Annotated in this window: 16 protein-coding genes; 13 read left to right on the top strand and 3 right to left on the bottom strand. The window is 49.7% G+C overall.

Features of this window, described 5'->3' with window-relative positions; all coding sequences use genetic code 11:
* Positions 1 to 70 precede the first annotated feature (70 nt).
* The 5 genes from znuA to AC6R10_RS02185 all read left to right on the top strand — a co-directional run bounded on the left by znuA (position 71) and on the right by AC6R10_RS02185 (position 7,686).
* Positions 71 to 946, top strand: coding sequence for a zinc ABC transporter substrate-binding protein ZnuA (gene znuA, locus AC6R10_RS02205; protein ID WP_500671326.1), 876 nt, complete (start codon positions 71 to 73; stop codon positions 944 to 946).
* A gap of 283 nt (positions 947 to 1,229) precedes the next feature.
* Positions 1,230 to 4,511, top strand: a complete 3,282-nt coding sequence (locus tag AC6R10_RS02200; RefSeq protein WP_500671325.1) for an AraC family transcriptional regulator — start codon at positions 1,230 to 1,232, stop codon at positions 4,509 to 4,511.
* 444 nt (positions 4,512 to 4,955) lie between these two features.
* On the top strand, positions 4,956 to 5,186 hold the full coding sequence (locus AC6R10_RS02195; RefSeq protein ID WP_334551126.1) for a FeoA family protein: 231 nt from the start codon (positions 4,956 to 4,958) through the stop codon (positions 5,184 to 5,186).
* Positions 5,183 to 7,459, top strand: a complete 2,277-nt coding sequence (gene feoB / locus AC6R10_RS02190) for a Fe(2+) transporter permease subunit FeoB (RefSeq protein WP_500671324.1) — start codon at positions 5,183 to 5,185, stop codon at positions 7,457 to 7,459. Before AC6R10_RS02195 ends, feoB begins: the two co-directional genes overlap by 4 nt.
* A complete protein-coding gene (locus AC6R10_RS02185; RefSeq protein ID WP_500631869.1) occupies positions 7,456 to 7,686 on the top strand; it encodes a FeoC-like transcriptional regulator in 231 nt (76 codons plus the stop codon). Before feoB ends, AC6R10_RS02185 begins: the two co-directional genes overlap by 4 nt.
* Positions 7,687 to 7,716: 30 nt before the next feature.
* On the opposite strand, the gene AC6R10_RS02180 is transcribed toward AC6R10_RS02185, so the two are convergent.
* Complete coding sequence (locus tag AC6R10_RS02180; RefSeq protein ID WP_500671323.1) at positions 7,717 to 8,145, bottom strand: HIT family protein; 429 nt, start codon at positions 8,143 to 8,145, stop codon at positions 7,717 to 7,719.
* A gap of 91 nt (positions 8,146 to 8,236) precedes the next feature.
* Positions 8,237 to 9,970 carry an arginine--tRNA ligase gene (gene argS / locus AC6R10_RS02175; protein ID WP_334551121.1) on the bottom strand — a complete coding sequence of 578 codons (1,734 nt, stop codon included), beginning with the start codon at positions 9,968 to 9,970 and terminating at the stop codon, positions 8,237 to 8,239.
* Between the two features lie 245 nt (positions 9,971 to 10,215).
* Here argS and AC6R10_RS02170 point away from each other — a divergent pair, with 245 nt between their 5' ends.
* Complete coding sequence (locus AC6R10_RS02170; protein WP_500671322.1) at positions 10,216 to 10,812, top strand: VOC family protein; 597 nt, start codon at positions 10,216 to 10,218, stop codon at positions 10,810 to 10,812.
* Here the strand turns inward: AC6R10_RS02170 and AC6R10_RS02165 are convergent.
* Positions 10,804 to 13,578: an insulinase family protein gene (locus tag AC6R10_RS02165; RefSeq protein WP_500671321.1), complete on the bottom strand. Its 2,775-nt coding sequence runs from the start codon at positions 13,576 to 13,578 to the stop codon at positions 10,804 to 10,806. The two genes, AC6R10_RS02170 and AC6R10_RS02165, sit on opposite strands and share 9 nt — an antisense overlap.
* A gap of 313 nt (positions 13,579 to 13,891) precedes the next feature.
* On the opposite strand from AC6R10_RS02165, the gene sixA reads away from it, so the two are divergent.
* The 7 genes from sixA (at position 13,892) to AC6R10_RS02130 (ending at position 20,950) form a co-directional block, all read left to right on the top strand.
* Positions 13,892 to 14,356 carry a phosphohistidine phosphatase SixA gene (sixA, locus tag AC6R10_RS02160; RefSeq protein WP_500671320.1) on the top strand — a complete coding sequence of 155 codons (465 nt, stop codon included), beginning with the start codon at positions 13,892 to 13,894 and terminating at the stop codon, positions 14,354 to 14,356.
* 169 nt (positions 14,357 to 14,525) lie between these two features.
* Positions 14,526 to 16,619 (top strand): flagellar biosynthesis protein FlhA, encoded by a 2,094-nt coding sequence (gene flhA, locus AC6R10_RS02155; RefSeq protein WP_334551116.1) that lies wholly within the window; start codon positions 14,526 to 14,528, stop codon positions 16,617 to 16,619.
* 29 nt (positions 16,620 to 16,648) lie between these two features.
* Entirely contained in the window at positions 16,649 to 18,148 is a 1,500-nt protein-coding gene (gene flhF, locus AC6R10_RS02150; RefSeq protein WP_500671319.1) for a flagellar biosynthesis GTPase FlhF, read from the top strand.
* Positions 18,149 to 18,161: 13 nt separating this feature from the next.
* Complete coding sequence (locus tag AC6R10_RS02145) at positions 18,162 to 19,049, top strand: MinD/ParA family protein (RefSeq protein WP_334551112.1); 888 nt, start codon at positions 18,162 to 18,164, stop codon at positions 19,047 to 19,049.
* Positions 19,042 to 19,776 carry an RNA polymerase sigma factor FliA gene (locus AC6R10_RS02140; protein WP_334551111.1) on the top strand — a complete coding sequence of 245 codons (735 nt, stop codon included), beginning with the start codon at positions 19,042 to 19,044 and terminating at the stop codon, positions 19,774 to 19,776. The genes AC6R10_RS02145 and AC6R10_RS02140 overlap by 8 nt, the downstream gene beginning before the upstream one ends.
* Positions 19,777 to 19,820: 44 nt before the next feature.
* Positions 19,821 to 20,189, top strand: coding sequence for a chemotaxis response regulator CheY (gene cheY, locus AC6R10_RS02135; protein WP_017635949.1), 369 nt, complete (start codon positions 19,821 to 19,823; stop codon positions 20,187 to 20,189).
* Between the two features lie 41 nt (positions 20,190 to 20,230).
* Positions 20,231 to 20,950, top strand: a complete 720-nt coding sequence (locus tag AC6R10_RS02130; RefSeq protein WP_334551109.1) for a protein phosphatase CheZ — start codon at positions 20,231 to 20,233, stop codon at positions 20,948 to 20,950.
* Positions 20,951 to 20,955 lie beyond the last annotated feature (5 nt).

Below are 20,955 nucleotides of genomic sequence, written 5' to 3'. Positions count from 1 at the left end.
CATTTGCAATTCAGTATTGTTATAATGTAACATTTATACTTTCTCAACGCTATAGAGCAGTCGTACATAAATGAAACGTTTCCTTCCTCTCTTGTTGCTTATCTTGAGCAGCAAGGGTGTCGTGGCCAGCGATATTATCGCGAGTATAAAACCGATCCAATTAATTTCGTATGAATTAACACTAGGCATCAACGAGCCGGATGTTTTATTGGCGGCCAACACCTCGCCGCACGATTATGCGTTGCGTCCGTCTGACGTGCGCCGAATCAACCAAGCGGATTTGATTGTTTGGTTTGGCCCAGACTTAGAGCCTTTCCTTGACAAAATCTTGGAGGGGCGTGACAACGTGTTAACACTGAGCAAAATAGACGGTCTCCCTTTGCGTGAATATCAGGGCGATCATCATGATCATGACGGTCACGATCATGGCAGTCACGATCCCCACTTTTGGATGGGCGTGGACACGGCTTCTCAGGTGGCCAAAGCGATCAGTGCCAAGTTGATTGAGATAGACCCAAGTCAGCAAGCAGCATATCAAGCCAACCTTGCTCAGTTTGAAGCGCGCCTGCGCCAGCAGCACAATGAGATTGCCGCTCAACTCAGCAAGGTGAAAGATCAGGGCTACTACGTGTTCCACGACGCGTATGGTTACTTTGAAGAGGATTATGGCCTCAATCAATTGGGCTTTTTCACTGTCAGCCCAGAGCGCAAGCCAGGCGCGAAGACCTTGATTGCGATAAGGCAAGCACTGTCGAAGAAAGAGGCGAAATGCGTCTTTTCTGAGCCACAATATACGCCTGCGGTGGTCGAGTCCGTGACGCGAAACACCGACGTCAACCAAGGCGTGCTTGACCCCATCGGCGCAGACATCGTGGTTGAAGCTGGCGGTTATTTCAACTTTATGCAGCAGATGGCGGACAGTTTTGAGCAGTGTTTATCAAACTAAGACGTTCAGATATAAAAATGTTCAGATGTAGAGCGCAGCGGCCGTTTAGCGTAACGCACTAAGCGCAGAGAGCGAGGGAAAAGGGAGGCGACGTGTCTCCCTTTTTTGCTTTCGGTCACAACGATTTGCCACAAAGAATGTGATAAGTGAGACGCAAACACCTTGTAATGACCAAGCGTTGTTAGATAATTATCGACTCAAAATAACTGCGCAGCGAGTCTTGTCGCTGCGCGTCACTGATAGCAACAGGTGTATTTTGCGCGTCGTCCCTTTATCAAAACTGATGACTCAGCTCATCGCTTTCTGGCTGTGTTTGAGCGCACACGTTGTATTGGCCTCTTCAGAGGTCTTTTATTCTCTACCTAGTCAAAGTCAGGGTAAGGTCTTTGCCGCCAAACAGCTGTTTCTTGCTGAGGGGGGCGGTTTGTGGCTGCAAGATGTTCGCGCACAAATCCTCTTTTTTGACGGTCAAAACGTGGCGCCGAACGTCGGCTCGGCGCTGACGCATGATGTCGATAAAGTGGCGTACGCTGACCATGCATTTTGGTCTTTCTTTCGCAATGAAATCTATCGAACGCTGCCAAATCAGGAGCGCGAACTGGTGTTGAGCCTCACTCCTGGCACTGACATTCATTCCATCGGCGCGTCGGGAGATTACATTTGGTTGGCCGATGAACGCTATTTTTACACCTACCATATCCCCAGTGGCGAACTCGACACGCTCTCTTTGATGGAGTTGTATCAGTTTACCCAATCCTCAACCATCATCATCAATGATGCGCAATTTGTCGTCTCCAAATGGGTGCTCGCCACCAATGCGGGCGCCTACGTCTCCGACCGACGTCATTTCGAACACGTGCCACTTTCGCAGCAGCATTACATTGAAAAGCTCCATTACTCCGCGAAGCGAGGCGAAATTGTGGTTGGGACCTTGTCGGGAGCGCTGGTGTTTAATATCCATCGTCCTACTCAAATGGTCGCCGACATTCCGGGTTCGCACGTGCTGAGCTTGGCAGAAACAGATGACGCGTATTGGATTGGCACTGAACACGGCTTGATTATTTACTCCCATAACGATGGTGCTGAACGCCGTCTTGGCTCCCAGCGTTTGGCTGGGCACCCGCTTTATGGAGAGCGTATCTACTCCATCGTCAACGATGAAGCGGGCGGTATTTGGTTGGCAACCGATAAGGGCGTGCGCTATTACTCCTTGTTCTCTCCCAATTTCCAGCGCTTTGATCCGCAATTGCTCAGCGAAGGAACGGAGCGAGAGCAACCCCTGATGTTGGAGCCAATGGCGCAGCGTCAAGGGTATTGGCTCTTAACGACACTCGGGCTCTATCAACTGGATCTCACTGATGGAGGGCAGAGGACATTAGTGTATCAAGGCGCTGTTAGTGATGTGATGGAGCATCAAGAGACCTTGTGGCTCGCGACCCTCAATGGCGTGATCACCTTGCCACTCAGTCGCCTTGCTGAGCCAAAACTGGTATCGAATGCACCGGCTGCCAAGTATCTTGAAGTCGACAGTCAGGGCCACATCTGGGGAGCCAATGATCAGCAGTTATGGCGCTATGATCCCGAGCGCGCAGTGTTCCGTGATTTTGTCTCGGATTGGATGTTAACGCAGTACCTCCCTGCGCAACTGACGTATCTCAAATCGGCCGGTGAGCGTTTGCTGATCGGCACCGATCATGGACTGTATTTGCTCGAGCGTGGTGTGATCAAGTTTGTTGATGACAGCAGCCAATACGGCGGCGTGAGCCACATTATTGAGGTGGCAGATGATGAGCTTTGGGTGGCCGGTCAATACGGGCTCTATCGTGTTGATACGGCGACAGGGATCACCGAATCGCTAGCGCTGATTGATGGTCATATCTCGCCAAAATGTTTGATGAGTAATGAACAAGGTATCTGGCTAACGACGTCCGCAGGGTTGTCGCAATACACATTGGCGGGGGAGCTCAAGGAGCACTATGGCGAGCCTTTAGGGCTGAGGAATAATGAGTTTGTCACTGGGCTTTGCGGCGCTAAATTTGGCCGCGAGCACACCTTGCTGATGGGCTCAAGCCATCATTTAATGGCGGTGGATACTGAGCGTTTAGCGCATCAAGCGCTCCCATCTGGTCGTGTCGTAGTCAGTCAAGTGAACGTTGGTCAGGAACGGGTCGCTTTGGGCCATTCACCGGATAGAAGATTAACCACAGAGTTTGGCGAGTCACTCTCCTTCCAATTTGGTGTGATGCCTCAGTTGAGCGGCGCGCAGATTGAATATCGTTTAGATAACGAGCCTGAATGGCAAGTGTTGGAGGGGGTGACGCTGACCATCGAACACATGCTGCCCGGCTTGCATCAATTGAGCGTGAGAGTGACACACAACGGCCGACGCACCGGTCAGGAAGACCGCTTTGAATTTCTCGTTAACAAGCCTTGGTACTTAGAGCATAGCTCGCTAGGGGCGGCCGTGGTGTTGCTCTGTGTGTGTGTCGTCGGGATAGTCTATTGGCGATCGCGGCTAATGGCCAAAGCAAACCGAGCGCTTAAAGCGCAAGTGGAACTGAAAACCCACCAGCTTGAACACCAAAGCCGAGTGCTATTGGCGAATAATGTTCAGTTAAGGAAACAACTTCACATTCGGCGTCTTATTTACGCCCAGTCTGTGGCGAGTTTACAGAGTAAGTTGACGATGCAGCCATACAACAGTGCGGAGTTTAAACCTGTCGTCGATAGGCTCAGTCAAGAACTTGCGTTGTCGATTTTTGCCCGTGAAGCGAATAAAGAGGCGGATCCGGTTTACCACTTCAATCTCATTTTTCATGCGGCGATCGATGGTTGGCAAGAAGAGATTCGTAAATCAGGGCAGAGCTTGGATATTGAGTGGCCACAAGATCAAGCGGTTTATCTCTCTCTAAATGCGTTCAACCTCGACGAAATACTTAACGTGCTGATTGATAATGTCATTAAGCGCGGCTATCGCAACCAGACGGTGATGATGCGTATTGACCACAATGTTGAGCGCCTTGCTTTGACGGTGTTGGATCAAGGGGAGTCGATTGACCATGCGTATCTCGGCCAAGATTACCTGATGAAAATGAGCCAGCTGGTTGAGGCGAGCGGTGGTAGTGTGACGATTCACTGCTCAAAAGAGCGCAATATGCAGGAGTTCACGTGGCCAGTGAGCGATCACTTCACTGAGCGCTCAGCCGTCAAGCAACTGCCGCACTCTGTGCAAGAAGAGAGTGACCCTTGGTTCGCCAAGCTAAAAACCATTGTTGAAGCGCACTATGCGGAGGCGGATTTTGGCTTATCAAGGGCGGCGCAATTGCTCTATGTCTCAGAGCGTAGCCTTCAGCGCCGCTTAAAAAGCCATCAGCACACCACTTTTACCGAATATCTCAATGAAGTACGCCTCGATCATGCATGTCGACGTTTGCTGGCGGGGGAAAAAGTGTCGGATGTGGCGTTTGAATGTGGCTTTAACGATCCCTCGTATTTCAGTCAACGGTTTAAATATCGTTTTGGAATGTCGCCGACTCAATTTGTCGAAGGGCAGGGGGAAGAGTAAAAAAAAATAACGTGGTATAGCCGGGGGGACTATACCACGGGTGTCAATGACACCTTCGCTTGCTGCCGGAGTGGCGCGCTGCGCCACCTCTGGAATTCAATGTCACTTCAGGCCGTGCCCTAGCGACCTGTTCACTATAAATACCCGCACTTATTTTACTTATAAAATTAACGCCATTTTACTATAAGAATTACGCCAATCGTTTTAAGTGTATGAATTTTGGTTGCTTTATGTGGGTTTTTGATGTTTTTTTTGTCATATGGAATGTGGGGGAAGTCTGAACAAGTGTCCCATTTTGACGGTATTGACGAGGCGAAAATTAACAAAAGTGACGAGGACAAAAATGCAAAGATTGATTTCAGACAATATCTGACCGGGTAGAGAGAGATATTATCTCAATAACTAATAGTAATATTTCTCATTTACACTATCGATTGGTCTGTTATGCAATTATCTCAGCTTTCTCCGGGTCAAACCGCGACCATCATTGGCTTTGGTCAGATGTCAAAAGACGTGCGCAAGAAACTCATGGTCATGGGGCTTCTGCCTAATACGGCGGTAACCTTGATTCGTGTCGCGCCAATGGGAGACCCACTGCAAGTTGAAGTCCGCGGTGTCTCACTGGCCGTTCGTCAATCTATGGCCAACTCGATTGATGTAGAGGTGCGCGCATGAATTACCAAATTCTCACTGTCGGCAATCCAAACAGTGGCAAAACGACCTTGTTTAACGGCTTAACGGGCGCGCGTCAGCAAGTCGGTAACTGGGCTGGCGTGACGGTAGAGAAAAAGACCGGCCGCTTTCGCCATGCCGGTGACGACTTCTCTTTAACCGATCTGCCAGGTATCTACGCGCTTGATAGCGGGAACGATGGCAACAGCATTGATGAGTCTATTGCATCTCGGGCAGTGCTCACTCATCCGGCGGATCTTATCATCAATGTCGTTGATGCGACCTGTCTTGAACGTAGCCTCTATATGACTTTACAGCTACGCGAGCTCGGCCGACCGATGATCGTGGTGCTCAATAAGATGGACGCCCTAAAACGAGTCAGACAAACCATTGACGTCAACGCGCTAGAACGCGCTTTAGGTTGCCCAGTTTGGGCGCTCTCTGCCAACCGAAAGGGTGATGTTGAACAGTTTAAGGCGCATATCCATAAACGTTTAGTGCAAGGCATCGCGCCGAAAGCATTTTGCTTGAATTACGGTGATGCGTTTGAAGCGGCGATTGATTCGCTTGCATCGACCTTATCGAGTCAGGCTGAAGTGAATCCGCGTGCGTTGGCGATCCGTGCGTTGGAAAGTGACCGTTTGGTGCTCAACGGACTCACTCAAGCGTCAAGAGAAAAGGTGCATGTGGCTCAGAGTCAATTGACGATGGATATTGATCTGCTGGTGGCAGATACCAAATACACCTATCTTCACCAATTGTGCCAACAGGTGCGTCGAGCTCAGGGAGTGTTAAGCCATTCATTCACACAAAATGTTGATAACGTCATTCTCAACAAGTGGGTTGGCGTGCCGTTTTTCTTTGTCGTGATGTATTTGATGTTTATGTTCTCCATCAACATCGGCAGCGCATTTATCGACTTCTTTGATATTGGTGTCGGCGCTTTGCTGGTCGATGGCGGCCACTATTTGCTCGATGATCATCTGCCTGTGTGGTTGGTGACTTTACTTGCCGATGGCATTGGTGGCGGTATACAAACCGTCGCCACCTTTATTCCTGTGATCGCGTGTTTGTATCTGTTTCTCGCCATTTTGGAAAGTTCAGGCTACATGTCTCGCGCTGCGTTTGTGCTGGATAAGGTGATGCAAAAACTCGGTTTACCGGGCAAAGCATTTGTGCCTTTGGTGCTCGGGTTTGGCTGTAACGTACCCTCCATTATGGCGACGCGCACGCTCGATCAAGAACGAGAGCGTAAGCTGGCTGCTTCAATGGCACCGTTTATGTCTTGCGGGGCTCGTCTACCGGTTTATGCGCTGTTTGCTGCCGCTTTCTTCCCGCAAAGTGGGCAGAACATTGTCTTCGCCCTGTACTTACTTGGCATTGTCGCCGCAGTGTTGACGGGTTGGGTACTTAAGCACACGCTCTACCCAGGTTCGAGTGAGAGTTTAGTGATGGAAATGCCGGACTATGAACTACCGACGGTACAAAATGTGCTGATCAAAACTTGGCAAAAGCTCAAACGCTTTGTGCTTGGCGCGGGGAAAACCATTGTCATGGTTGTGGCGATCTTGAGTTTTATGAACTCGCTCGGCACTGATGGCAGTTTTGGTAATGAGGACAGCGAGCACTCGGTACTGTCGCAAGCGGCGGTATGGGTCACACCGGTATTTGAGCCTATCGGTATTGAAGCGGACAACTGGCCGGCAACCGTCGGCATCATCACCGGCATTTTTGCTAAAGAAGCGGTGGTCGGCACCTTGAATAACCTCTACGCGCCCGCGCAAGATGAAGAGAGTGAGTATGATTTATTAGCCAGTATGGAAGAGGCGTTTGCCTCGATCGGCGATAACTTGATTGGCCTGAGCTTTAGCGACCCGTTGGGCATTTCCGTGGGGGATTTATCCGACACCGAAGCGGTGGCAGAAGAGCAAGCGGTGGACGCATCGATTTTCGGGAACTTAAAGCAGCATTTTGCTTCTTATCACGCAGCGTTCGCCTATCTGGTATTCATATTGCTCTACACACCGTGTGTGGCGGCGATGGGAGCGTATGTGCGTGAATTTGGCGCTCGATACGCGCGCTTTATTGCCGTATGGACGATGGGTCTGGCTTACGGCAGCGCGGCCTTGTATTACCAAGTGGCGCATTTTGCCGCTCATCCTCTAAGTAGCAGCGTGTGGATTGCGGGGATTGTCGTTGTCAGTGGAGGCGTTTGGCGTGCTCTTAAAGTGGCGGGAAGACGAGAGCAAGCGTCGCTAGAGGTGCAAACCGCATGATCGTCTCAGAGCTAAAAGCTTACATTGATCAATGTGGCACGGTGACCCAAGCCGAGCTTGCCAAGCGTTTTTCGTTGTCGCTCGATGGGGTCGATGCCATGTTGGCGATATGGTTACGCAAAGGGAAACTGTCTAGGATAGATGATGTCAATGAGCACAACATTACGGTTCGGACACGATATGTGTCCGTCCGAAATGACCAGATTGCTATCATCACTAGCATGTAGACGTCCGCTGCTGTGGTGTTCGACAGAAGTTCAAACTCGTGTAAACAAGTGACTAAGCGACAGAACATTGGTCAAGCGAGTTGCTATCTCAGTTTGTGCCTCGTCGCTACGATGCTCACCCGGCGTATTGCCCCAAACAGGGCCAGGCCAAGCCACATCATCCTTAAAGCGAGCGATATGGTGAATGTGCAGTTGCGGCACCATGTTGCCCAGCGCCCCAAGGTTCAGTTTGTCTGGTCGAAAGGTGGCTTCCAGAGCTTGGCTCACCGCTTGTGATTCCAGCAAAAACTGTTGCTGTTCTTGCATCGGCAAATGGTGCAGTTCTTTGAGTTGCGCTCGTTTGGGCACCAAGATAACCCAAGGCACGGCACTGTCTTTGTGTAGCAGTGCAACACAGAGTGGGAAGTGGCCAAGTAAAGTCGTGTCTTTAACCAGCTGGGGATGAAGTTCAAAACTCATGGTGAGGGTCCTTAGTCCATGGATAACAAAAAGGTTGATGCTTTCACACCAACCTTCGTTTCGTTGCCTGAATGGTCAAGGCTAGGCGCGATTACATGCGCTCAAGGGTATCGATACCCAACAGAGAAAGACCTTGTTTGATGGTCTTTGCGGTCAATGCCGCCAGTTTTAAGCGGCTTTGCTTGATGGACTCATCTTCGCTGCTCAAAATTGGGCATGCTTCGTAGAAGCTAGAGAATTGACCCGCTAACTCAAACAGGTAGCTACACATGATATGAGGCTGACCTTCGCGAGCCACTGACTGTACCGCTTCTTCAAATTGCAGAAGCTTAGCGATCAGCGCTTTCTCTTTCTCTTCCGTCACTTTAATCTCACCAGACAACGCGTCCATTTCGATTCCCGCTTTGGCGAAGATCGACGCAACACGCGTGTAGGCGTACTGCATGTAAGGCGCAGTATTGCCTTCAAATGCGAGCATGTTGTCCCAGTCAAACACATAATCCGTGGTACGGTGCTTGGAGAGATCCGCGTATTTCACCGCTGCCATCGCTACGGTCGTCGCGATGTTGGTTTTCTCTTGCGCATCAAGATCCGGGTTTTTCGATTCGATCAGTTTGATGGCACGCTCTTGCGCTTCATCCAACAGATCAGCAAGGCGCACAGTGCCGCCCGCGCGAGTTTTGAATGGGCGACCATCTTTGCCAAGCATCATACCGAATGCGTGGTGCTCAAGGGTAACCTCTTCTGGGACGTAACCTGCCTTACGAACGATGGTCCACGCTTGCATTAGGTGCTGATGCTGACGTGAGTCGATAAAGTACAACACGCGATCAGCGCCTAGCGTTTCATAGCGGTATTTGGCACACGCAATGTCTGTTGTTGTGTAGAGGAAGCCGCCATCGCGTTTTTGGATGATGACACCCATAGGCTCACCGTCTTTGTTCTTGTACTCGTCAAGGAAGACGACCTGTGCGCCATCGTCTTCTTGCGCCAAGCCTTTCTCTTTGAGATCGGCAACGATGCCTGGCAGCATGTCGTTGTACATGCTTTCGCCCATGACGTCGTCACGCGTCAAAGAAACGTTGAGGCGATCATAGTTGCGCTGGTTCTGGATCATGGTGACATCCACCAGTTTTTTCCACATTTCTGCGCAGTATTCGTCACCACCTTGCAGTTTGACCACGTAGTTACGGGCTTTCTCTGCAAATGCTTCATCTTCGTCGTAGAGCTTTTTCGATTCGCGGTAGAAGGCTTCAAGATCCGACAGTTCCATCGACACTTCGCCAGACTCTTTCTGCACGCGCTCTAGGTTGGCAATCAACATACCAAATTGCGTGCCCCAGTCACCAATGTGGTTAGCGCGAATCACTTTGTGGCCCAAAAACTCCAGTGTGCGCACCACCGCGTCACCAATGATGGTTGAGCGCAAGTGACCAACGTGCATCTCTTTGGCGACGTTTGGCGCTGAGTAGTCTGCGACGATGGTTTGCTGCGCTTCAGCCGCCACGCCAAGGCGCGCATCGGCAAGCGCTGCATCGGCTTGTTTTGCAAGGAAGGCTTCATCAAGGAAGATGTTAATGAAACCTGGGCCAGCGATTTCCGTTTTGCTGGCGATGCCATCGAGGTCTAGTACGTCCAATACTTTTTGTGCAAATTCTCGTGGGTTGGTGCCGAGTTTTTTCGCGACGCCCATAACGCCGTTCGCTTGGTAGTCACCAAACTGTGGTTTTGCAGATTGACGTACCGCTGCAGGGCTGCCTGCAGGTGCGCCAGCGGCTTCTAGAGCCTGAGAAACTTTGTCATTAATAAGTGCTTGGATATTCACTCGCGCTTCCTTCAATTCTCGGGAATTGGTTGGGTATGCATTCAATTTCGGCGAGCAGATGGGCATCTTGCTGCGCATAATATCCGTGGGGATAGGGTGAATGCATATCTCGATCTAGTTCATAAATTGGCGCACATAATAACAACTTTATCGCGGCGCTTATAGGGACTTAATTGGGAAATTTTCTACTTTTCAGCGCGAACTTGTTACTATTGCCGCAATCTCAACGTATTGGATGCAAAACCATGGCTCAATCCTTGTCAGACGCAGCGCTGTTGCCAGCGCAAATGAAAGCTAATTTAGATAACTTCATGCATAAAATTCGCGATTTAAGCGAGGTGCTGCATTTGGATTTGAGTCCTTATCAGGCGGATCACATCGCAATGCGCATCAATGACAATGCGTTGGCTGAACTTGCCCATCAGGCTTGGCGTGAAGAGGGTAAGGAAATCTCGACAGCGCGTATTAATGGCCGTCCCATCGTCGTGCTTGAGTTTCATCAACCTCTTGAAAGCTTGGGCTGGTCGATTGAGTGCTTAGAGCTGCCTTATCCTGCGCCTGGAAAAGTGTATCCAGAGCAAAGTTGGGAACATGTTGAATTTGTGGTTCCCTCACAGGCACAAGATGCCGAGGCTTACCTTGAAGAGATCAAACATCGTTTTCCGCTATTGAAAGCGCATTGGGAGAAGCTTGGTGAGATGGGAGTGAAAGTGAAATTGTCGAGTCCGAAAGGAGAGGGCGAGCGGCTCAGCAACCCGACGGTCGCCTTCAAATATCAAGGGGTGTGCATCAAGCTCCACCCCCATTCGTTAAAGGCCATTGTGGCGTCTGAGTTAGCCTAGTTCGACATCTTTAGGTCGGAGTTGGAACTGTTCGATAGAGCCAATCTCTAAACCTAAATTGAGCGGCGGGGCATCACTGTGTGCGTTACCTTGAGTGTGCATGATCAAACGATCGGCGGTGCGCGGTTTGAGTTTATTGACTACGAAGCGAATCATGTCCGTTCTGGTCAGGCTCTTAAGTTCACTCAGTACCACTTCTTTCTGATTAAACTCTTTGTCTTTATTACCAATCGCGACCCAAAGACGCTGCGCGCGGCCGCGCAATGTGGTGTCCGGGGTGGCGATTTGGTTCCAAAGCCCTTTCTTACTGCTGTGCCATTGGTACTCGTTCAGTTCAAGCAATACCATGTAAAAAGCGTTAAGGAACTCGTCAATCGACGCAATTAAATCAATCGGTGCGGCATTGGGCGACTGTACATACAACACAATACCGGGGTGCTTATTGAGCGGCAGGTTGCCGGTGCCCACCATATACCCCAGCTGCTGTTTGGTGCGAATCTCATGGAAAAATGTCGCCGACATCAAGTGGTTTGCTAACGAGTAGAGGGCGATGTTTCTTGGCGAGGAATCCTCGCATTGGTAATAAAGCACCACCGCTGAGTCTTCTTGGTTGCAGTGCACTTCTCGTTGGAAGGTGCCGTTTTCGCCAAGCATGACCAATGGACGCAGTGCTTCTTCATACTGCTGATTTTTAACGCGTAACGCATGTTTCAATGTCTCACCGAGGGCGAGCGCATCGCGTTTGGTCCAGTCACCATAGACGAACATCTCAACGTGCAACTCAGCTAAAATAGCATCGACAAAACGTGCTAGCTCATCGACGTTAATGGTATCTAGCGCATCAAGCAACGTTGCATACGGTGGGTTATTGGGTTGGAGTATGCCTGTTAGTGCATTGAACAACTGCGATATAGGGCGATCTTGCGCTGAGTTTTGCCAATTTCGTTTCAACTGCGCTTTGATGGTCTCAAAACGTTGAGCACTGAACTCTCGCGCTGCAAATCGTTTCAGGATCATCGCCATCAACTCGGGTTGTTTCTGGCTAAAACCGGAGAGGGTGAGCGTCACGCCCCCTTGATGTGCGTACATGTTGTAGCCAAGACCGGCGATTTCAGCTTGGTAGGTTTCTTTGGCCAGCGAGTCTAAAAACATCTCCACACACAGACGCGTCATGACAATATTGCGCGGGTTGGCGACCGCATGTGGGCTATCAATTGCCACATAGACAACACCTTTTGGCACGCGAAACTCGCTGTCTTGCATGTGCCAGAGAGTAAATCCAGGTAAATTCTCAAGGATTTCAGGCACAAGCTGATGCTCAGCAATAGGCTGAGGATCGAGATCGTAGGCGATAAACGGGTTTTTCTCTGGTAGAGCAAACGTCAGCGCTGATGGCTCGTGATAGAACGCCATCTGTTCATCACTGAGTGGCTTAACCGAGTAGGGTGTGAAGTACCATTTGGCTTGCTGGTCACACGGCAAATCTTTGGCAATCACGGTGATGCGCAGGTTCTGCGGCGTGAAATAGCCCATCAATTCGCGTAATAAAGCCTCATCGTAGCCCGCCATCATAAAGTCGCCGTAGACGATGTCTTGCGCTTGGTAATGCTGCATGTTGACGACCAAATGGCTGACTAAATCGAGGGGGCGAGTCGGCTCTTGAAAACGAAACGCTGACTCCAACACGGCGCGTTTTTCCATGTAGCGCCATTCGTCAAAACCGTGCGCTTTGATTAAGGTCAGGTAACTAAACACCGCCTGAACCAGTTCATCAATGTGCTCAAGCCCTTCAGGGGTCAGTGCGCAGCTGACGGTAAATTCGCGGTAGTTGCTGCCACTGGTGCCGCCCCCTGCTGACAGCGAAGTGATCCATCCCGCGTCTTTGAGTGCCAACATCAAGCTCCCTTCGCCTTCATAGCCAAGCAAATGAGCGAAATAAGAGAGAGGCTTGGTTTGATAATGAGCATCCATGCTTGGCATGGGGAAGGTGAGGATGATTTTACGCAGATCCTTAACCGGTTCAACATTGACACGGATAGCGGTGGAACCCGGATGAGTGTAGGGCGCCTCTATCTGCTTGCCCGCCAAGCGCTGATTGCGCACTGTAGTGAATTTCTCTCGCACCCATCCCTCAAGTTGAGACAACGACTGCGGGCCCACCACTGTGAGTGTCATGATATCCGCTGAGTAATGATCGCGGTGAAAGGCAACGATTTCGTCGCGGATCGATTCGCCTTCCCGATCGCCTAAGGTGTCAATGTTACCCACTGAAAACTTGCTAAACGGGTGAGCAGGATTCACCAACTCTTTGTGGACTTGGTACAGTCGGCGCGAGTCATCATTGAGTTTCAGTTTGTATTCAGAGTCGACCGCTTGGCGTTCTTTATCGAGTGCTTCGGAGTTAAACAGTGGTGCGGTGAAGAACTGACTAAAACGATCTAGGCCCGATTCAAATGCCGTGGGAGAGACATCGAAAAAGAAGCAGGTATGTTCAGTGCCCGTCCAAGCGTTATTTGATCCGCCGTGTTGACTAATAAAACTTTGGAACTCCCCCACTTTAGGATATTTCTCTGTGCCGAGAAATAGCATGTGCTCAAGGTAATGGGCTAACCCCTGACGATCTTCCGGGTCGTCGAAGTGACCGACATTCACCGCCAATGCCGCAGCGGATTTCTGTGCGTTTTTATCGTGAATCAACAATACCCTCAAGCCATTGTCCAACTCGAGATAATGGTATTGATTGGTATCATTTGGGCTAATGTGCACGATGTTCTCCAAAAAGTGGGCGAGTGATGTGAATGGCGATTAGGGTAATGCAAATAGTCGTCGTTCTTTTTAACAATTATGAACGCGATGTGCCTGTCTGCAAACCATATCGTCAAGAAAAGTCATTGATTTTATAAAACGCTCGTCGGTACCTGCCTGAGATTGCGATCGTTTCGTCAACAATTCATTAATAAAATCGGTGTCTTTAGCCACGCTCTTGATATACTTGAGAGTAAAAATGGCCAGCAAGACTGGCACGATAATAAATTCGCCACGTCGAATGGGCGCTGGCAGGGTAGTGTAGGATTTAGCCATGAAAATTTTTATTATGCGCCATGGGGAAGCAGAGCATTTTGCCGACAGTGATGCCCAGCGTGAGTTAACCGCGAATGGTCGACAAGCGTCTCTAGCGGTCGCAAAAGCGTGTGTCGAGCAGGGCTATCGCTCTTTTGATAAGGTTCTTGTCAGCCCTTATATCCGTGCTCAGCAGACATGGCAGGAGATCGCTCACTGCTTTGACGCCGATAAAGTAGAGACACTGGATGACATCACGCCCTATGGGGACTCTGAGCAAGTCGCGCAGTATATTGACGCCTTGATTGATGTTGAGCAGCTAGAGTCTGTGTTGCTCGTCTCTCACTTACCTCTGGTCGGATATTTGACCGCGGAGTTTGTGGTGGATATGGCGCCGCCACTGTTCCCTACCTCAGGGTTGGCTTGTGTCGATTACCAACCTCAGACCAAACAAGGAGAGTTGCTGTTTAACCTCAGACCCTAACGCCGTCAGCAATATTCATGCGTTAACGTCAGTCGTGCTATAGGTGTCACTTCAAAAGTTGGGTCGCCTAGATCTTGTCTCTAGCCAGTTTTTTGACAACATCACTGGACTAAAAATTGCATAATCAGCTGACGTTGACTCTTTTTCCATAGATTCTCATTACTTACCTATGAAGTTTTCTTTGCCGTTTGCAGATAAGCTGCCACCGATACCTCAGCGAGCCTTACCCGCCATAGGCGCGCCTGTCATGGTGCTGTCGACATTGGCGATGATCGTATTGCCGATCCCGCCTTTTTTGCTCGATTTGTCGTTTACCTTCAACATCGCTTTGGCGATGGTGGTGCTGCTCGTCACGGTTTACACACGCCGCCCGCTTGATTTTGCGGCTTTCCCCACGGTACTGCTGATTGCGACCTTGCTGCGTTTGGCGCTCAACGTTGCTTCAACGCGTGTGGTACTGCTGTACGGTCATGAAGGACCCGAAGCGGCAGGTTCTGTGATTGAAGCCTTCGGTAACGTGGTGATTGGTGGTAACTACGCTGTCGGTCTGGTGGTCTTTCTCATCTTGATGATCATCAACTTTATGGTCGTGACCAAAGGTGCAGGGCGTATCTCTGAGGTGAGTGCTCGCTTTACCTTGGATGCTTTACCCGGTAAGCAAATGGCCATTGACGCAGACTTGAATGCGGGACTTATCGACCAAGATCAAGCGCGCACTCGACGTCAAGAAGTGACCAAAGAAGCCGATTTCTATGGTTCGATGGACGGTGCGTCAAAATTTGTTAAGGGTGACGCCATTGCCGGTATCTTGATTCTGTTTATCAACATTATCGGCGGCTTATCGATCGGTATGGCGCAATACGGCCTCGGCTTTGGTGAAGCGATTCAAATCTATACCTTGCTGACTATTGGTGATGGTCTGGTCGCCCAGATCCCATCATTGCTGTTGTCGATTGGCGCCGCGATCATGGTGACGCGTCAAAATACAGACGAGGATATGGGACAGCAGGTTGTCTTTCAGATGTTTGACAACCCCAAGGCGCTGATGATCACCGCCGCGATTTTGTTTGTCATGGGCATCGTTCCGGGGATGCCTCATTTTGCGTTTTTGCTCCTCGCACTGTTAGCGGGCGGCGGTGCGTACCTCATTCAACGTAAGCAGAAAAAACAGGCCGAGAGCAAGAACCTGCCCGCCACGCAAGAGACAGAAGCCCCCACGCCGAAAGAGCTCTCTTGGGATGACGTTCAGCCGGTCGATACCATTGGTCTTGAGGTGGGCTACCGCTTGATCCCATTGGTGGATAAAGACCAAGGGGGCGAACTGCTTGAGCGAGTGAAAGGGGTGCGTAAAAAGCTCTCTCAAGATTTTGGCTTCCTCATTCCTGCTGTGCACATTCGCGATAACCTTGAATTGACGCCAAATAGCTACCGCATCACTTTAATGGGCGTTGCGGTAGGCGAGGCGGAAATTCGCCCAGATATGGAGCTGGCAATCAACCCAGGACAAGTGTACGGCATGATTGAGGGTGAACCGACCATTGACCCCGCGTTTGGGCTTGAAGCGGTGTGGATTCGCGAGGAGCAGCGCGAGCATGCTCAGGCATTAGGCTACACCGTCGTTGACTCGTCCACGGTATTGGCGACGCACTTAAGTCAGCTGTTGACCAACAACGCCTCTCAACTGCTCGGTCATGAAGAAGTACAAAATCTACTTGAAATGTTGGGCCGCAGCGCGCCGAAGTTGGTGGAAAACTTTGTACCCGATCAGCTGCAACTTGGCGTAGTAGTGAAAGTTCTGCAAAACTTACTCAACGAAGCCGTGCCTATTCGAGACATTCGTACCATTGTTCAGACCTTGTCGGAATACTCATCGAAGAGTCAAGAACCCGACATACTAACGGCTGCCGTGCGAATTTCATTGAAGCGCTTAATCGTTCAGGAAATCAATGGTATAGAGCCAGAGTTGCCGGTTATCACCTTGATTCCTGAGCTGGAACAAATATTGCATCAGACAATGCAAGCTTCGGGAGGAGAGTCCGCAGGGATAGAACCTGGTTTGGCAGAGCGATTGCAATCATCACTGAGCCATGCCACACAAGAACAAGAGCTCAAAGGTGAGCCTGCTGTGCTCCTGACATCAGGGGTGTTGCGTTCAACCTTAGCCAAGTTCGTGAAGAATACGATTCCATCACTGCGTGTGCTGTCATACCAAGAAATACCAGACGAAAAACAAATCCGCATTGTTCAAGCTGTCGGTAACTAGAACAGAGTCGGTAAAACACGGTATCTAACTTGAAAATTAAACGATTTTTTGCAAAAGACATGCGTGGCGCTCTGCTTCAAGTGAAAGCAGAGTTAGGCGATGACGCAGTAATCATGTCGAACAAAAAAGTCGCTGGTGGCGTAGAAATCGTGGCGGCTGTTGATGGCGATTCAACAGCGAAGCGAGCGGCACCAAGTCACAGCTATAGCTCCAATCCACGACATGTCCCTGCCTCTCAATCATCTAGCCAGCATAGCCAAGCCAGTGCGAGCTTAGCCTCATCGAATCAGCGTCGCCTTGATGATGATAAGGTGAGCCTGCAATCACAAGGGGATTCAGGGCGCTCGATGACCAAACGTTTTGCCAATATGCTGGCTCAATATCGTGGCGGAACTTCACCTCGTGATGAGCAAGAAGAAGACTCGCTGGCGGCGTTGTTGAAGCGTCAAAACACCTCTTATAAATCCGGCCAGGATGAGGATGTTCGCGTGCGTGAAGACTCACCTTTAGCCAAGTTGATTGCAGAAGACCGCCGCATTGAAAGGCCCGCGGCACGCTTGGACCCCTCTCGTTATGAACGAGGTCGCGCGCAAGAGTCAGCGATTCCCAACGAAGATTTTGAAGAGATGAAAGAGGAAATGTCCTCGATTCGTCGTCTGCTTGAGCATCAAGTATCGGGGTTAATGTGGCAAGAAGTGGAGCGAAGAGAGCCCCTTAGAGCCATGTTAATTAAGCGCCTTGAGCGGATGGGCGTCTCTTCGGATTTGGCTGATCAATTGGCGTGTTACATACCTGAAGATACGCCGCCTACCAAAGCGTGGAAAGCGTTGCTGGGTTTAGTCTCAGACCAGATCCCTATCTCCAAACAAGACATCCTTAAACGCGGTGGCGTGGTCGCATTACTTGGCCCAACCGGTGTAGGGAAAACCACGACGGTGGCCAAATTGGCCGCGCGCGCAGCGATGGAGTTTGGCGCGGACAACGTGGCGCTTGTGACCACAGATACTTATCGAATTGGCGCTCATGAACAGCTGGCCATTTATGGTCGAATTATGGGGTGCCCAGTAAAAGTTGCTAAAGATTCCAATGAATTAGCCGATGTTATTTATCAGTTGAGAAATCGTCGCCTAATTTTGGTCGATACTGCCGGCATGGGACAGCGTGATGTCCGATTGTCCGAGCAGCTTGACACCCTAATGCACGAAATTGGTGAAGTGATTCATAGCTATTTGGTACTGCCTGCTACGGCGCAGCGCAAAGTATTACAAGAGACCATTGATCACTTTAAACGTATTCCACTTTCTGGATGTATTTTGACCAAGCTCGATGAGTCACTGAGTTTGGGAGAGTTTGTCAGTGTTGTGGTGCAAAATGCACTGCCCGTCGCGTATATCGCAAACGGGCAGCGTGTACCAGAAGACATTGTGATTGCTCAGCCAAAATACATGGTAGCGAAAGCAAATGAGTTGCTAGAGAAGTCGACAGATAACGAACCGCACTATTGGAATAGTGACGCAGACAGGTTCTAGGCGGCGGACGATTATGACGAAGAATATGATTCAAGACCAAGCTAGCGGGCTACGCCGCTTAACCCAACCCTCGTTGACTAAAGTTATTTCGGTAACCGGAGGCAAAGGCGGAGTTGGTAAGTCAAACGTAACCTTAGGCATGGCAATTTGTATGGCGCGCCAAGGCAAAAAAGTCATGGTGCTCGATGCAGACTTAGGTCTGGCCAACGTGGACGTGATGCTCGGCATTCGACCTAAACGCAATTTAGGCCATGTATTGGCCGGAGAGTGTGACCTGCAAGACGCCATTGTTGAAGGGCCACACGGTATCCGCATCATTCCTGCAACGTCAGGGACGCAGTCGATGACCGAACTCTCCCACGCGCAACATGTGGGCTTGATTCGCGCTTTTGGCAGTCTCGAAGACGAAATGGATGTGCTGTTGATTGATACAGCGGCAGGCATTTCTGATATGGTAGTGAGTTTTTCGCGCGCGGCCCAAGATGTGGTTGTCGTCGTGTGTGATGAACCTACGTCAATTACCGATGCGTATGCTTTAATTAAACTATTGAACAAGGACCACCAAGTGCAGCGATTCAAAATTGTTGCAAATATGGTCAGAAGCTATCGAGAAGGCAGAGAATTGTTCGCAAAGTTGACCTTGGTCACAGAGCGATTCTTGAATGTGAGTCTTGAGCTCGTAGCATGTATTCCTTTAGATGATAAAGTTCGACAAGCTGTTAAAAAGCAAAAGATTGTTGTGGACGCCTTCCCGCGCTCCCCTGCTGCTCTCGCCATCGGTTCATTAGCCAGTAAAGCGCTAACTTGGCCAATTCCGAAAGTGCCGAGTGGACATCTTGAGTTTTTTGTAGAACGCTTAGTAAATAAGAATGAGATGCTAGAGGAACCGTTTGGTGAATAAGGCCCTGACCTATGACCAATATGCCAATCACGATAGCCAGCGAGCGTTTTTAGAAAAATACTCGGTGCTGGTGAAGCGTATTGCTCACCATTTGCTTGGACGTTTGCCTCCGAGTGTGCAGGTAGAAGATCTTATTCAGGCGGGCATGATTGGTCTGCTAGAGGCACAAAAAAACTACGATGGTAGTAAAGGCGCCAGTTTTGAAACGTATGCAGGCATACGGATTCGAGGCGCGATGTTGGATGACATCCGACGTGGAGACTGGGTTCCTCGCTCTGTGCATAAGAACAATCGAGAAATCAGTCAAGCTATCGCATCGTTGGAAGGGCAACTCAATCGAGACCCAACCGATGCGGAAGTGGCGCAGTTTATGGGCATCAGCCTAGATCAGTACCACACCATACTAACGGACATTAACTGTTCACGTTTGGTTGGGATAGAGGACTTAGGCGTCTCGGAAGATTCGATTTCTCCTGAGGACCAAGAGGAAGACAATGTCCCTTTTAAAGGGGTGGCAGATGAGTATTTTCGCACCGCACTTGTCGACTCGATCAAATCTCTACCAGAACGAGAGGCACTAGTACTTTCGCTTTATTACGATGAAGAGTTAAACTTGAAAGAAATCGGTGAGGTAATTGGGGTTAGCGAGTCACGCGTTAGCCAGATACTAAGCCAATCAATGCAACGTCTACGCACAAAGTTGAGTGCTTGGACAAATAATGACTAACATCACTGATATCAAACTCAGTGGAGGCAATTTTGAATAAAAACATGAAAATCCTAATTGTTGATGACTTTTCAACAATGCGCCGAATCGTTAAGAACTTACTTCGTGACTTGGGTTTTAATAACACTCAAGAAGCCGACGATGGTTTGACTGCGTTACCTATGCTGAAAAAAGGTGATTTCGACTTTGTCGTGACCGACTGGAACATGCCAGGCATGCAAGGTATTGACCTGCTCAAGCACATTCGCGCCGATGCTGAGCTTAAGCACCTTCCTGTTTTGATGATCACCGCGGAAGCAAAACGTGAGCAGATCATCGAGGCGGCACAAGCGGGTGTGAACGGCTACATCGTTAAGCCATTCACCGCGGCAACACTAAAAGAAAAACTAGACAAAATTTTTGAGCGTTTATAAGTCAAGGAATTGACGACGTGGCGCAATAGGCCAAATTCAGAATGATTTCATTAGAACAGGCAAAACAACTTGTCGAACTATTAGAAAATGGTCAACAGCAGGAAGCAGACCTTCTTGTTAAAGACATTCATGAATCAAATGCCAATCCGATGCTTCAAGAGATTGGCGAGTTAACCCGTGATCTGCACGAGTCTATCAAGCAGTTTACGCTCAGTGAACGAGTTAACGAAATCGCGAATGACGAAATTCCTGATGCAAGGGATCGCCTTCAATACGTCATTGACAAGACAGAAGTCGCCGCGAACAAAACCATGGATGCCGTCGACCGTTGTATGCCGATTGCAGACAATTTGCACGAAGGGCTACTTAAGGTACGCCCTCAGTGGAACGAACTGATGCACGGACGCATTGACCTTGCAGAGTTCAAAGCCTTGTGCCATCGCATCGATGACCTACTTGGTCAAGTCGAGGGCGACAGTACAGAGTTACGCGGTCAGTTGACGGAAATTTTGATGGCTCAAGATTTCCAAGATTTGACCGGACAAATTATTAGACGCGTGATTACTTTGGTCAGTGAAGTTGAAGCACGATTAGTCGAGATTCTCACTGCGTTTGGCGCAAGCCAGTTGGAAGGCAGCACGAAAAACAAGAATAAAGCATCTACGGATCCGGAAGGGCCAATCCTTAACCCTCAAGAAAGGGATGATGCCGTTTCATCACAAGACGAAGTGGACGACTTGCTCTCTAGTCTTGGGTTTTAGAGGTA

Source organism: Vibrio sp. R12-SG2-ISO1 (assembly GCF_059834045.1).
This window is presented reverse-complemented; position numbering and strand designations above follow the sequence as displayed.